A 12,717-nucleotide genomic window follows, 5' to 3' on the forward strand; every position below is an offset into this window, starting at 1 on the left:
CCCCTGATCGAGATATTGGTCGACCAGCCACTTGCCATGGGCGATGGATGCCCGCTGTGCCTGTTCGAGTTCCGCCATGAAAGCGTGCCCAACCGGCAGCGCCATGCGTCGGGTGGTCTGCCCCTGGGAATTGCTGATACGGCAACCGCCGGCCCAGGGGGTCGGCGTACCTGGATGTTCCATTACCTCTGCGGTAATGACGTGGTCACGGTATTCACACTGCATCATGGTCATGGTGTCACCTCGCCTGCTGGTGGCACGGGTTGGCCGCTGGAGCTCGCCCACGTGCCTGATGGTCCCCCTTCATCTCCGCTGAATTGCCACAGATCTCGAGCGCGCGGTGGCTCGGCATCCAGTGCTGCTTCTCCATTTGGTATAGCACAGGCGCGAAGGCTCGCAGCCCCGGTCATCGGAACCACAAGCCAGGTGAGAATGGTTACGGAAGGTTGTAGCGGGAGGGCAGGCGTCGCGGGGCGGCGCCTGTCGATTGCGGGTAACGTCAGGAATCAGGAACTGCGCAGTTGCTCGTCAGCCAGAAAATCCTCTTCCAGCAAGGCGTCGCGGCCTTCGACTTCGAGGGTCTCGCCTTCGAGCGGTGTCGGGGCTAAGGCGCGCTTGCTGCGCAGCTTGCCGAACTGATGGTTCAGTGCATTGTTGAGCTTGTCGATGGCGCCATCGACTGCCAGCTCCAGCGACGCCGCCTTGTGCGTGACGGACACTGGTTGCAGCCCCTTGGGGCGAGCCTCGATCTGGCAGCGCTTGTCCTGCGCGCCGGCCTTGACGCCGTTCTCGTCGTTCAGGTGCACCACGACGCGGGTGACTTCGTCGTCGAATCGATCCAGCTTGTCGGCAACACTGCCACTGACCCAGTCTACGAGACGGGCGCTGCCTTCGATGTGGTTATCGCTATGAACTTGGATCTGCATATGCTCTTCCTTCTACGCGATCGGGTAACCACCGTTCAGCCACAAACGGCCTGATCTAGGAATGCCACTATTGAGCAGAATAAGCAAGGCTAAGAAAGTCGCGTTTCGCCTGTGGTGCACGCCCCGTTGCAACAGGAACATCACCAGGCTGAATCAGCTGGCGGCGGTCAGCTTTTTCTTCGGGTAGATGTCGTAACGGCTGGACTTGCCTTCAAGGCTGTAGCCCGGCGTAGCACCGTCAATGGTCGGCGCCTTGCGTGGCCGTTTCACCACCACTCGATGGCTAGCCAGCACCAACGCCTGTTCGAGCAAGGCGCCGGCATCCAGATCATCACCCACAAAGGGCCGGAACAGGCGCATTTCCTTTTTCACCAGTGCGCTTTTTTCCCGATGCGGAAACATAGGATCGAGATAGATGACCTGCGGCGGCTCACCCTGCCACTGATCCATCAGCTCGATGGCATTGCCCGGCTGTAAACGCATGCGCTCAACGATAGAGCGCACCTCGGCATCTTCACCGCCACGTCGCAATCCATCCTCCAGCAGTGCGGCAATCAATGGCTGACGCTCGAACAGCACCACCTCGCAGCCCAGCGTCGCCAGCACGAACGCGTCTCGGCCGAGACCCGCCGTGGCGTCGAGCACACGGGGACGGATGCCGGGCTGGATGCCTACCGCCTTGGCGATCATCTGCCCGCTGCCACCGCCAAACTGGCGGCGATGCGCAGCGCCGCCTTCGACGAAATCCACCCGTACCGGCCCCGGCGCGTGAGGGCCGAGCAGCTGCAGTTGCAGGCCAGCCTCCCCGAGCTGCAGGGCGAACTCAGCCTCGTCCGCTTGCGTCGGGAGGTCCAGCCGCGACGCCCAGGCGCCGACCTGCTCCGCGAACTGCGGAGCGAGGGCTTCGATACGAACCAACGGGGCTGAGGCAGTCATACGGAGCTCGCGGCAGGGAAACGCCGCATTTTGCCAGAGGCGGCGCCGCGATGCCTCAGCGGCACATGCCGAAACCGCCCATATCCACGTGGAAGTGATCGTGATGAGCCGCGTTGTACTCGGGGCTGAGGGTGATCTTGAAGGCGTCGCAGGCGGCCGCCTTTACTTCCTGCAGGAAGCGCGCCTTGTCGCCATCGCCCGTCCAGTCACGCGCAACGGTGATGCGCGTGCCGTCCTTCAGTCTGAAGCCGGCGAGGTCCAGTGCGTTGGCCGAGGCGTGCTGACTGCGCCTGTTGCTTCGGGCAATGTTGCGACAGGCAAAGCTTCCGAAGTGATCGACCCGCACCACAGGCTGACCGAATACCCGCTGGGCGATGGGCTGCAGGCCATGCCTTTCGAACAGTGCATAGGCCGCGGCCAGTGGACAGGTCGCCAGAAAGGCGCCGTTGAACCGCACGCCCGAGCCACTGACGCGTACGGCATTTTCGACCGGGCAGCCAGGCTGCGGCGTGCTGTCCGGCACGGCCACATAGTCAAGGTCAGATGTTTTCAAGGCTTGCTCGCAGAGTGCCCGATCCTGCTGCAAGCGCTGCAGCTTGAACGAAGTCAGCAGGTTTGGGGCCTCGCGGATGTCCAGTGGCGCCCAGGGGTTCCACTTAGCCGGGACGTCGACATGCCCACGCCAGACTGAGTAGGCGAACCCAGCCAGAGCGACGAGCAGCAACAGGAAGAAACGGCCAAAAGTCATAGGCGTTTCGGCAACGCCGAGACTTGAAGGTTGCAGCTCTGCACGCCGTATTGCTCAGCTATCAGCGCCCCTCAGGCACACCTAGCAGAGAGAGTTGAGAATCGGTTTGCATGGGTGGTGCGGGCAACGCTGGCAAGCCGGGGAGCCGCTCGCGGAGCTGGTCATGGAAGCGCATCGCCAGATCAGGTGCTAACTGATTGTCCGGCGTATGCAGGTAGACGTGGGGACGCTTGCCTGCCTCGATCCATTCGGCGACTTTGTCCAGCCAAGGGGCCAGGAAGCGATCATTCGCTTCCAACACCGGGTGCCCGACGAAGCGGAGTTGCGGAGACTCGCTGAATGCCGCTGGCCGTACCGGCAGCCGCGGCTTCTTGCTTTGCGCATGCAGCAGCGCAGGGTCGCTAGACTGGCAGCTGAACAGTGCCCGTGTGTCCATGCAGATCCGCTCGATACCGCGCTCAAGCAACATCCTGTTCAACGCCCGCTCCTCCCCGCCTTTGGCAAAGAACGCGGCATGCCGCACCTCCACGGCAAGTGGCCGATCCAGCATCTCGATCAGCTGCGCCAGCTCCGCCAGCCGGGCAGGACCGAAGGATGCGGGGAGCTGCAACCAGAACGGCGTCACGCGTGAGCCTAACGGCGCCAGAAGGCTGCGGAACGACAGGATCAGATCTTCGACTTCATATAAATCAGGCGCCTGGCTGATCTCCCGCGGTAGCTTGGCGCAGAAGCGGAAGCATTCAGGCATCACCGTCGCCCAGCGCTCGATCTTCTGCACGGAAGGCCAGGCGTAAAGCGTAGTGTTGCCTTCGACCGTGTTGAACACCGAGCAATAGCGCGCAAGGTAGTCGCTCGCTGGCAACCCAGGCGGATACAGCGAGCCGCGCCATGCGGCATCGTTCCATGAGGGGCAACCGAGAAAATAGGGAAGATTCAAACGCGCTTCACTACGCCTCAGGCATAGAGATCCAGACCTAGCACTTCATGGGCGTCGAGGTCGGCAGTGAAGCTCGCGGTGGTGCCATAACTCTGCAGCGCCTGGGTGGCGCGGCTGGTGAGCGGTCGCTCCATCATGGCTTCGAAACGCGCCGGCATGAAGTCACCGGAGATGACCGAGGCGTAGTCGGTCGACTCGCTTTTACCGCGGCGGCCAAGCTGTTCGTAAGTGGAATCGGCTTGGCTGGCCGGTGTGACGATAGACTCGCGCGCCTGCTCCGCAGCCCTTTCGCTTTCGCGATAAGGGACCGGCGCACTGCCAGGATGGGCAGGACGTTCGATGGGATAGGCAGAGGGGGCGAGACCGTTGAGGCGCATCATTCACCTGTTCAAGTTCGCCGACTCTAGCGAGCCGACCCGCAATTGGCAATGCCGCCTGTCACCGAGGGGCCTTGGGCGTGGCTACATTGTCACGCAGGTAGATCGGCTGGGCCTGATCGGCCTCCACCGCTTCCCCACGCTGCCAGGCAAAGCCGGCCAGCGCGAGCAGATCTTCGGCATGTGGCAACAGGCCGGCATCCATCGCAGTGGGCTGCACCGCCAAGCGCGAACCGTAGCCCCAGCCGGTGCCCGCACCGAGCCATTCCCCCTGGCTGTCACGCGGCAGGGCGACCTGTTCCGGCGGCAGCACGGCCTCAAGCCCACCTAGCTGCATTTCGCCATGCTGCAGCCGATAGCAACCCCAGTAGACCTCGTCCATGCGGGCGTCGATCGCCACCGCCACCTGCTCGGCACCCTGTTCGCGGTAAGCGCGCTGGGCAATGGTCGCCAGCGTCGAGACCGGCAGTACCGGCCGCTCGAGGGCGAATGCCAGCCCTTGCACTACACCGACAGCAATACGTACGCCGGTGAATGCACCGGGGCCACGACCGAACGCCAAGGCATCGACTGCCGATAACGCGATGCCCGCCTCGCTCAGCAGCGTCTGGATCATGGGCAGAAGACGCTGGGCGTGCAGCCGCGGAATTACCTCGTAATGGCTCAGCACCCGACCGTCATGCAGCAGCGCAACGGAGCAGGCTTCGGTGGCAGTATCCAGGGCCAGCAGCGTGGTCATCAGATGTTCCGGTCAGCAGCAAAAAGGGCGGCGATTGTAGCAGTTGCGCTCGCGCCGATTGAACATGAACAACCCGGCACTCTGCAGATGGGCAGGAAACGAAAACGGCCCGCAAGCGGGCCGTTTCGTGAAGCCAGGCAATATCAGCTGAGCGCCGCCATCACCTTCGAAGTGATCTCTTCCACGGAGCCGACGCCTTCGACGCGGCTGCACTTCGGCGTGCCTTCCGCCGCTTCGAGGTTCTGATAGAACGCGACCAGCGGCTTGGTTTGGGAATGATAGAGGCTCAGACGATGGCGGATGGTTTCTTCCAGATCGTCCTTGCGCTGAATCAGCTCTTCGCCTGTCAGGTCATCGACGCCAGCAACCTTTGGCGGGTTGTGTTCGGTGTGATAGACACGACCCGAAGCCGGGTGCACGCGGCGGCCGGACAGGCGACCGACGATCTCTTCGTCGTCCACCGCGATTTCCAGAACGTGATCCAGCTTGACGCCAGCATCACGCAGCGCTTCGGCCTGTGGAATGGTGCGTGGGAAGCCATCGAAGAGGAAACCGTTGGCGCAATCGGGCTGCTGCAGACGCTCCTGGATCAGCGCGATGATGATCTCGTCGGAAACCAGACCACCACTGTCCATCACGTCCTTGACCTGTAGACCCAGCGGCGTGCCGGCCTTGACCGCTGCACGCAACATGTCGCCCGTGGAGATTTGCGGGACGGCGAACTTCTCGGTAATGAAGCGAGCCTGTGTGCCTTTCCCGGCACCCGGCGCTCCCAGCAGAATGATGCGCATGGAGTGAGTCCTCAAGTTTGCGAAGGGATGCCGCCAGGATCGATGCAACGCACCCTCACCTCTGGCGAATCAAAAAATCTGGTTTGCCGCCATGCGACAAAAGGTTGAACACGATACACAGCGCACAGAATGCAGACAAGCGGGGCCCATGGCGTCTTGGCAAGCCGACCCCAGGCAGCGTGACGTGACGATAAATTGCCGCGAGCGGCTCATGACGGCGGTTGCCAGACGCGTCATGAGCATGCCGTAAAGGTTAGCCGGTGTTGCGCAGACCAGCGGCAATTCCCGCAACGCTGACCAGCAAGGCTTGCTCCAGAGGGCTTTCCGCCGGGCTTTGCTGTTGCCGTGAACGTGCCAGCAGTTCGGTCTGCATCAGATGCAGCGGATCGAGATAGGTATTGCGCAGGCTGAATGCCTCAAGGCTGGTTGGGCTGTGCGCCAGCAGCTCTGACTGCCCGGTCAATTCAAGCACCGCGGAAACTGCCTGCGACAATCTGTCACGCAGATCACACCCTAACGGTTGCAGTTCTGCGCTGACCAGTCGCGTGTCGTATCGCTCGGCGATCTCCGCGTCAGTCTTCGCCAGAACCATCTCGAGCATGTCGATGCGGGTGCTGAAAAACGGCCAGTGCTCACGCATCGTCTTGAGCCGTTCACGTTCACCTCGCTCCAGCGCGCCGCGCAGGGCCTGCTCCCAGCCCAGCCAGGCGGGCAGCATCAGCCGTGTCTGGGTCCAGGCGAATATCCAGGGAATCGCGCGCAGGCTTTCGACACCGCCTTCGCGGCGCTTCGATGGGCGGCTGCCCAGCGGCAGACGTCCAAGCTCCTGTTCCGGCGTCGCCTGGCGGAAATACTCAACGAACTGCGGATGGTCGCGCACTACGCTGCGGTAGGCCGACACGCCGTCTGTCGCCAGCTGTTCCATGGTTTCACGCCAGTCCGGCTCGGGCATCGGCGGCGGTAGCAAGGTCGCTTCGAGTACGGCAGCCAGATACAGGCTGAGATTCTGTTCGGCGATGTCCGGCAGGCCGAACTTGAAACGGATCATCTCCCCTTGCTCGGTGGTACGGAAACGCCCCGCCACCGACCCGGGTGGCTGCGAAAGAATGGCTGCGTGCGCCGGTCCGCCGCCACGCCCAACCGTGCCGCCACGGCCATGGAACAACAGCAGTTCGACCTGGTGCGCGCCGCAGATCTCCACCAGGCTTTCCTGCGCACGGTATTGAGCCCAAGCCGCCGCAGTCGTACCAGCATCCTTGGCAGAATCCGAATAGCCGATCATCACTTCCTGCGGCCCGTGCAGCCGCTGCCGATAGCCAGGCAACCCGAGCAGTTTGTCGATGCTCGGACCCGCATTTTCGAGATCAGCCAGCGTCTCGAACAGCGGCACGACTCGCATCGGGCGTTGCAGCCCGGCTTCCTTGAGCAACAGCTGTACCGCCAGCACATCCGAGGCGCCCTTGGCCATCGAGATGACATAGGAGCCGAGCGAGGCGCCGGGGGCCTGCGCCACTACGCGACAGGTATCGAGTACCTCTGCCGTTTCGGCCGAAGGTTGGAAGCTCGGCGGTAGCAACGGTCGACGGTTATTCAATTCCAGCTGCAGGAAATCCAGACGCTGCTGCTCATCCCACTGATCGTACTGGCCGATACCCAGGTAATCGGTAATTTCTGCCAGCGCCGCGACATGCCGGGACGCGTCCTGGCGGACATCCAGGCGCACCAGAAACAGGCCGAACGCAGCGGACCGGCGCAAGGTATCGAGCAGGTCGCCGTCGGCAATCATGCCCATGCCACAGGCGTGCAGCGAGTGGTAACAGAGCTCCAGCGGCTCGCACAGATCGCGGTTGTCCAGCAACACATCAGGCGGTGCTGGCTGGGCATTCTCGAGCGAAACACTGGCCCAGTCGCGCGTGGCTTGCAGGCGCTCTCGCAAGGTTTTCAGCAAGGCTCGATAGGGTTCGGCCGATTGCCCGCTGCGACTGAGCAGTTCAGCGCTGGCGGTCTGCATCGACAAGGCGGTGATCAGGCCCTCGATATCGCGCAGGAACAAGTCTGCCGCGACCCAGCGCGCCAGCAACAAGACTTCCCGGGTCACTTTCGCCGTTACATTGGGGTTGCCGTCACGATCGCCGCCCATCCACGAGGCGAAGCGGATCGGCGCGACATCTAACGGCAGGTGCTGGCCGGTGCTGCGTTTGAGCGCCTGATCGGCCTGCCGTAGCACGTTCGGAAGCGCTTGCCACAGCGAATTCTCGATCACGGCGAAGCCCCACTTCGCCTCTTCTACCGGCGTCGGCCGGCTGCGACGAATCTCTTCGGTGTGCCAGGCTTCGGCAACAAGCCGCTGCAGGCGCAGCTCGATTTTGGCCCGTTCTCCCTGACCAAGGTCCGTGTGGTCCCGCGCCGCCAACTGAGCGGCAATGGCGTCGTATTTCTGGATCAGGGTGCGGCGTGATACTTCGGTGGGATGCGCGGTCAGCACCAGCTCGATGTCCAGGCGACCGACCTGACGCGCTAGAAACTCCTGACCGAAGCCTTCGCTCTTCAAGCGCTCGAGCAGGCCACCCAAGGCGCCAGCTTCGGACGGAGCCGGTTCGTCGGGCCGACGCCTGCGCACCTGGTGATATTGCTCGGCGATATTGGCCAGGTTGAGGAACTGGCTAAAGGCGCGCGTCATCGGCAGGAGCTCGTCATCGCCCAGGCCATCGAGCGTTTCCTGCAACAGCTGGGCGCCCTCAGCCGAGCCACGACGCGCGCCCTTGGCACCCTTGCGGATGCGCTCGATCTTGTCGAAGAAGGCATCGCCGTGCTGCTCACGAATTGCATTGCCCAGCAGCTCGCCGAGCAGATGAACGTTTTCACGCAAACGCGCGTCGATCTTCGCCATGTCCGCCTCTCTTTACAGGCCGCCGCATCGCCAGCTCGTAAACCAATGCTACCGATGCTGAACGGCTACGCTGTATGAACCGTCCAAACAGAGTGCACAGCGTCTACGACGATGACAAGGCGTAGCAGAACAAGCCTGTCGATGCTGGCTCGTAATACCCGCCAATACCGCTCGCCAAGCGAGCTAAGGATGGAGCTAGATGAAGATTTCAGAACTGGTCCGGGAATGGGAAAGCAGCGCCACCGGGCGCATGAGTGCCACGCAGTACAGCATTCCGCTGGATGTCGAAAGCGCGGCAAGGCTGGCTGCCCTCGCCGAAATGTACCCCAAGCGCAGCACCGAGGAACTGCTGGGTGAGTTGGTCGGCGCGGCCCTCGAAGGAATCGAGACCAGCCTCCCCTACGAGCAGGGTTCCAAGGTGATTTCGACAGACGAGCAAGGCGACCCTATCTATGAAGACATCGGGCCAACGCCGCGCTTCCTGGCTCTGTCACGCAAGCATCTTGAGCGTTTGCTTGCCGAGCGAGCTGAGAAAGCCTGATCGAGTTTGAACACCGAAAACTGGGCGTCCAATTGCGCACCGAGGTCGCGCTTCGTCGCCACCTCGCGCCTGTTTCGATGGCTCTAGACCGCCACCTCCTCATCGTTATGTTTGTTTTTTACTGGAACGTTTGCAGCCAGCCGCCCTCACAAAAACATGCCCGTCCTGATCGCTGACCCTGTTTAACCAGGTCAAGACACAGCGTAACGGGCACTGTTTTCGATATCCCATTTGATATCCCAACGGAGACTGGCCATGAAAATGAACACCATCGAAAGCCCCCTTTCGCGATTCCAGCTACCCAAGCTGGCAGCCGTTGCACTCGGGGGCCTGTTGCTGGTTGGTTGCGCCGGCAATCCGCCGAACGAACAGTTCGCTGTAACCGAATCGGCCGTTCGTAGCGCGGTGAGCGCTGGTGCGACCCAGTACGCGCCCGTAGACATGCGTGCCGCCCAGGAAAAGTGGAAGCAGGCCGAACTCGCCATGCAAAAAGAAAACTATGAGCAAGCCCGTCGACTCGCCCAGCAGGCCGAATGGGACGCTCGGGTTGCAGAGCGCAAGGCACAAGCGGCCAAGGCCCAGAAGGCCGTTGAGGACGCTCAGAAGGGAGTCCAGGAGCTGCGCGAAGAAAGCATGCGCGGCCTGCAGCAGTAACCCTTTCCTTCCGCACTCTCTTTAGCAGAGGATGAATCGACATGCATAAGCTAGTAGCCATCCCCACAGCGATCGCCATGAGCATCGGACTCGCCGCCTGCTCGTCGCAGCCAAATCAGACGCTTGAAACCGCACGTACGGAGTTTTCGGCCCTGCAGAGCAACCCGCTTTCGCAGAAGTACGCCGCGCTGGAAGTCGAGGATGCGAGCAAGCAGCTCGACAAGGCCAACGACGCCTACCTGAACGACGCCGATGAAGAACGCGTCGACCAGCTCGCGTATCTCGCCAATCGCCGGATCGATCTTGCCGAGCAGACTATCGCGCTGCGCAAGGCCGAGGAGCAGATCGACGAAGCCTCGACACTACGCGCCAAGGCTCGCCTTGAATCGCGCGAAGAGATGCTCAAGCGTCAGCAGGAAGAAATCCGCCAGTTGCAGCAGGATCTGCAGGCCAAGCAGACCGAACGCGGCACGCTGGTGACCTTTGGCGACGTCCTGTTCGATCTGGATAAGGCCGACCTCAAGCCAGCCGGCATGCGCGACGTGCAGAAGCTTGCTGACTTCCTCAAGGAAAACCCCGACCGCAAGCTCGTGATCGAAGGCTATACCGACAGCACCGGTTCCGATTCCTACAACCAGCAACTGTCGGAGCGTCGTGCAGAAGCCGTGTACCGTGCGCTTATCCATGCCGGCGTCGATGCCCAACGCATCCAGACCGTCGGCTACGGCGAGCAGTATCCGGTCGCCAGCAATAGCACGCCGGCCAGCCGGGCCATGAACCGTCGCGTCGAGGTAACGATCTCCAACGACAACCAGCGCGTGGCACCGCGCTCCTCGATGGAGTAACGGCGTCTCGAACCGCACCGGTGACACCGAAGCCCGCCCTAATGGCGGGCTTTGTGTTTTCGACCTGAAGAGCGGCCCGACGCTATGGCTTGCTCGCCGGAGCGCTCTCGGCCGGCACCTGCTCGCCCATACAGCGAATCGCGCGCTTGCGATTGTCAACCAGCACGCCGGTTAGGCCCTTCTGCTCGGTATCGAAGAGCACCATCACACCTTCAATGCACTGTGCGACTTGCGGTGCTGGCTTCAGCGAGACCCGATAGTCCTCGCCGGGAATGGTCTTGAGCATCGTGTAGTCGGCCAGCAAAAGCGCATCTTCCGGCTTGGCGATGTGCACGTAACCATAGTAGGACAGCACCGCAACGGTGCCGATGACGCTGCCGATGGCGGTGAGAATCAGCGGAATGGGGTTGCGTTCGGACATGACGTATTCGCCTGATCAAAGAGCCCGCATTGTCGCAAAAATAGCGGGCTCAGCGCGAAACCCGCTTTGCCACCCGACTCCAGGCAACCAGCGAACGCGAGCCCGACAGCGGTGGATTGCCATGAAAGCGCCAGCAATCGTGCCTACGGGTGATTGCCTACCATCGCCGAGGCGAATAGCGCTTCCCGCACATGCGCTAACCGCCGAAGGTTGTGCGACTGCTCCGCTACCCTGCTTGTCATTGCATGCAAGCGTCTTCTTGCCCTCATCAGAGCGAGCCCGCCATGGATCTTTCCGAACGCCCCGACGCCCTCGATCTGGACCGAGCCTTCGCTGCGGTCCCTGACCTCATCGCATACTGGGCTATCGAGCGACCCGACCATCTGGCGTTGGTGCAGGATGAGCGCCGCCTGAGTTACGCCGAACTCGACGCGTCGATGAACAGAGTCGCAGCCGCGTTGCAGCGCGACGGCATGCACCCCGGCGATGTGCTGGCGATATGCGCCTACAACTCGATTGAATACGCTGTCGTGTTTCTCGGCGCGTTGCGCGCCGGCGTAGCCGTTGCCCCACTGGCTCCCTCGGCCAGCGCCGAAAGCCTGCTGACCATGCTCGCCGACGCCGCGCCCCGCGTGTTGTTTGTGGACACTCACGCCGCCCAGCAACTGGCGCCAGTGGAAGCGCGCCTGCCCTGCCCAACCCTGCGCCTCGATCAGGCGACACGACACGGATTGTCCGCATGGCTGAGCGATGCCGCGCCGGCGCCTGTGGTGATCCAACCGGGCTGGGCGTTCAACATCATCTATTCCTCCGGTACCACCGGCGAGCCCAAAGGCATCGTGCAGTCGCACGCCATGCGTTGGGCCCATGTGCGCCGCAGTGCAGCCTACGGATACGGCGACAACGCCACGACACTGATCTCCACACCGTTGTACTCCAACACCACGCTGGTGGCCTTTCTGCCGACACTGGCGCTGGGCAGCACGGTGGTCCTGATGAGCAAGTTCGACGCCGGCGAATACCTGCGTCTAGCCCAGCAGCACGCGGTAACCCACACGATGCTGGTGCCGGTGCAATACCAGCGGCTCATGGCACGCGACGATTTCGAGCAATACGACCTCAGCCGCTTCCGCTACAAGATGTGCACCAGCGCGCCATTCAGTGCAGCGCTGAAGGCCGACGTCCTGGCGCGCTGGCCCGGCGGGCTGGTCGACACCTACGGAATGACCGAGGGCGGCGGAACCTGCATCCTCGCCGGGCATGAGTACCCCGACAAGCTGCACACCGTCGGCCGTCCGGCCGAAGGCCATGACATCCGGGTGATAGACGATGAGGGTCATGAATTGCCTGTCGGCTCGATTGGCGAAATCGTCGGCCACTCCCCGGCAATGATGACCGGCTACCTGAACAAGCCGGAGAAAACCGCCGAAGCCGAATGGTTCGATCCCAGCGGCAAGCGCTTCATCCGCACCGGCGACGTTGGCCGCTTCGATGCGGACGGTTTTCTCACGCTGCTCGACCGCAAGAAGGACATGATTATTTCCGGCGGCTTCAACCTCTACCCGAGCGATCTGGAGGCGATCCTGCGCGAGCATCCGGCCATCGCCGATGTAGCGGTGGTCGGTGTGCCTTCAACGCGCTGGGGCGAAACGCCCGTGGCCTTCGTGGTGCTCTCGGAGAATCAGACGGAGGCGCCCGAGACGCTGCAAGACTGGTTCAACAGCCGCGTGGGCAAGACGCAACGCCTGGCGCGGCTGGTGCTGGCGGACGAACTGCCACGCAGCGCCATCGGCAAGGTGCTCAAGCGCGAGCTGCGGGATCGGTTCACCTCAGAACACGGGACGCTGAACTGATCAAGCCGGCGCCCGCCATGGGGCCGGAAAAGTAGCCGCGAGCGCGGGGCCCCCCAAAA

The 12,717-nt window shown here is 62.5% G+C and carries 14 protein-coding genes; 4 read left to right on the plus strand and 10 right to left on the minus strand.

Annotated elements, in window-relative coordinates; all coding sequences use genetic code 11:
- The 9 genes from PSTU_RS0110540 to ppc all read right to left on the minus strand — a co-directional run.
- The coding region (locus PSTU_RS0110540; RefSeq protein WP_029404722.1) for a hypothetical protein at positions 1-234 on the minus strand (234 nt) is incomplete at its 3' end.
- Positions 235-506: 272 nt separating this feature from the next.
- Positions 507-926 carry an HPF/RaiA family ribosome-associated protein gene (locus tag PSTU_RS0110545; RefSeq protein ID WP_019340992.1) on the minus strand — a complete coding sequence of 140 codons (420 nt, stop codon included), beginning with the start codon at positions 924-926 and terminating at the stop codon, positions 507-509.
- Between the two features lie 153 nt (positions 927-1,079).
- Positions 1,080-1,862, minus strand: a complete 783-nt coding sequence (locus PSTU_RS0110550; protein WP_019340993.1) for a class I SAM-dependent methyltransferase — start codon at positions 1,860-1,862, stop codon at positions 1,080-1,082.
- Positions 1,863-1,917: 55 nt separating this feature from the next.
- Positions 1,918-2,610, minus strand: coding sequence for an extensin family protein (locus PSTU_RS0110555; RefSeq protein ID WP_019340994.1), 693 nt, complete (start codon positions 2,608-2,610; stop codon positions 1,918-1,920).
- Between the two features lie 61 nt (positions 2,611-2,671).
- Positions 2,672-3,547 (minus strand): DUF72 domain-containing protein, encoded by an 876-nt coding sequence (locus tag PSTU_RS0110560; RefSeq protein WP_036993027.1) that lies wholly within the window; start codon positions 3,545-3,547, stop codon positions 2,672-2,674.
- A gap of 17 nt (positions 3,548-3,564) precedes the next feature.
- A complete protein-coding gene (locus PSTU_RS0110565) occupies positions 3,565-3,927 on the minus strand; it encodes a hypothetical protein (protein WP_019340996.1) in 363 nt (120 codons plus the stop codon).
- 58 nt (positions 3,928-3,985) lie between these two features.
- Positions 3,986-4,663, minus strand: a complete 678-nt coding sequence (tsaB, locus tag PSTU_RS0110570; protein WP_019340997.1) for a tRNA (adenosine(37)-N6)-threonylcarbamoyltransferase complex dimerization subunit type 1 TsaB — start codon at positions 4,661-4,663, stop codon at positions 3,986-3,988.
- 143 nt (positions 4,664-4,806) lie between these two features.
- Positions 4,807-5,454 (minus strand): adenylate kinase, encoded by a 648-nt coding sequence (gene adk, locus PSTU_RS0110575; RefSeq protein WP_019340998.1) that lies wholly within the window; start codon positions 5,452-5,454, stop codon positions 4,807-4,809.
- A gap of 253 nt (positions 5,455-5,707) precedes the next feature.
- Positions 5,708-8,344 (minus strand): phosphoenolpyruvate carboxylase, encoded by a 2,637-nt coding sequence (gene ppc, locus PSTU_RS0110580; RefSeq protein ID WP_019340999.1) that lies wholly within the window; start codon positions 8,342-8,344, stop codon positions 5,708-5,710.
- Positions 8,345-8,543: 199 nt separating this feature from the next.
- Between ppc and PSTU_RS0110585 the strand changes: the two genes are divergently transcribed.
- From PSTU_RS0110585 to PSTU_RS0110595, 3 genes are all read left to right on the plus strand, one after another.
- Positions 8,544-8,885: a hypothetical protein gene (locus PSTU_RS0110585; protein WP_019341000.1), complete on the plus strand. Its 342-nt coding sequence runs from the start codon at positions 8,544-8,546 to the stop codon at positions 8,883-8,885.
- A gap of 255 nt (positions 8,886-9,140) precedes the next feature.
- Positions 9,141-9,539 (plus strand): DUF4398 domain-containing protein, encoded by a 399-nt coding sequence (locus PSTU_RS0110590; protein WP_019341001.1) that lies wholly within the window; start codon positions 9,141-9,143, stop codon positions 9,537-9,539.
- 41 nt (positions 9,540-9,580) lie between these two features.
- On the plus strand, positions 9,581-10,384 hold the full coding sequence (locus tag PSTU_RS0110595; protein WP_019341002.1) for an OmpA family protein: 804 nt from the start codon (positions 9,581-9,583) through the stop codon (positions 10,382-10,384).
- 82 nt (positions 10,385-10,466) lie between these two features.
- On the opposite strand, the gene PSTU_RS0110600 is transcribed toward PSTU_RS0110595, so the two are convergent.
- The gene (locus PSTU_RS0110600) at positions 10,467-10,805 is read right to left on the minus strand and encodes a hypothetical protein (protein ID WP_019341003.1); all 339 of its coding nucleotides are present in this window, start codon (positions 10,803-10,805) and stop codon (positions 10,467-10,469) included.
- Between the two features lie 284 nt (positions 10,806-11,089).
- Between PSTU_RS0110600 and PSTU_RS0110605 the strand changes: the two genes are divergently transcribed.
- A complete protein-coding gene (locus tag PSTU_RS0110605; protein ID WP_019341004.1) occupies positions 11,090-12,658 on the plus strand; it encodes a class I adenylate-forming enzyme family protein in 1,569 nt (522 codons plus the stop codon).
- The last annotated feature ends 59 nt before the right edge of the window (positions 12,659-12,717 follow it).

The sequence above is a fragment of the Stutzerimonas stutzeri SDM-LAC genome, from assembly GCF_000235745.1.
Taxonomy (GTDB): domain Bacteria; phylum Pseudomonadota; class Gammaproteobacteria; order Pseudomonadales; family Pseudomonadaceae; genus Stutzerimonas; species Stutzerimonas stutzeri_H.

Coding starts and splice junctions, on each gene's coding strand:
- PSTU_RS0110545 (WP_019340992.1), bottom strand. CDS start 926: ATGCAGATCCAAGTTCATAGCGATAACCACATCGAAGGCAGCGCCCGT.
- PSTU_RS0110550 (WP_019340993.1), bottom strand. CDS start 1,862: ATGACTGCCTCAGCCCCGTTGGTTCGTATCGAAGCCCTCGCTCCGCAG.
- PSTU_RS0110555 (WP_019340994.1), bottom strand. CDS start 2,610: ATGACTTTTGGCCGTTTCTTCCTGTTGCTGCTCGTCGCTCTGGCTGGG.
- PSTU_RS0110565 (WP_019340996.1), bottom strand. CDS start 3,927: ATGATGCGCCTCAACGGTCTCGCCCCCTCTGCCTATCCCATCGAACGT.
- tsaB (WP_019340997.1), bottom strand. CDS start 4,663: ATGACCACGCTGCTGGCCCTGGATACTGCCACCGAAGCCTGCTCCGTT.
- adk (WP_019340998.1), bottom strand. CDS start 5,454: ATGCGCATCATTCTGCTGGGAGCGCCGGGTGCCGGGAAAGGCACACAG.
- ppc (WP_019340999.1), bottom strand. CDS start 8,344: ATGGCGAAGATCGACGCGCGTTTGCGTGAAAACGTTCATCTGCTCGGC.
- PSTU_RS0110585 (WP_019341000.1), top strand. CDS start 8,544: ATGAAGATTTCAGAACTGGTCCGGGAATGGGAAAGCAGCGCCACCGGG.
- PSTU_RS0110590 (WP_019341001.1), top strand. CDS start 9,141: ATGAAAATGAACACCATCGAAAGCCCCCTTTCGCGATTCCAGCTACCC.
- PSTU_RS0110595 (WP_019341002.1), top strand. CDS start 9,581: ATGCATAAGCTAGTAGCCATCCCCACAGCGATCGCCATGAGCATCGGA.
- PSTU_RS0110600 (WP_019341003.1), bottom strand. CDS start 10,805: ATGTCCGAACGCAACCCCATTCCGCTGATTCTCACCGCCATCGGCAGC.
- PSTU_RS0110605 (WP_019341004.1), top strand. CDS start 11,090: ATGGATCTTTCCGAACGCCCCGACGCCCTCGATCTGGACCGAGCCTTC.